Genomic DNA, 282 nt, shown 5'->3' with positions numbered 1-282 from the left:
TATTGTGTCATCTAATCTTTTTTCTTCACTGTCCTTAGGTATAGGTTCTAATTTTTTTAAACTCATTTTATATTTCGAATATATTTCATTTTCTAATTCTTTCTTTATACTTTCTTCAAAGTATTTTTTCGCTGTAGTATATGCATTTTTTTCTGCAAGTCCTGATATAGTACCTGCCCTAAATACATAATCATCACCAAAAAGTTCCTTAGTATATTTATGTATTTCACTTTGATATTCTCCAGTGAAATTAAGATCTATATCAGGTGTCTTATCCCCCTT

1 protein-coding gene is annotated in these 282 nt (G+C 28.0%); it reads right to left on the bottom strand.

Annotation, left to right across the window (positions count from 1 at the left end; genetic code table 11):
* Nucleotides 1–282 (bottom strand): hypothetical protein (locus AYC60_RS04560; protein ID WP_156447669.1); only part of this gene is annotated, 282 nt, incomplete at both ends.

The organism is Streptobacillus felis, from assembly GCF_001559775.1.
Classification (GTDB): Bacteria; Fusobacteriota; Fusobacteriia; order Fusobacteriales; family Leptotrichiaceae; genus Streptobacillus; species Streptobacillus felis.
This window is presented reverse-complemented; position numbering and strand designations above follow the sequence as displayed.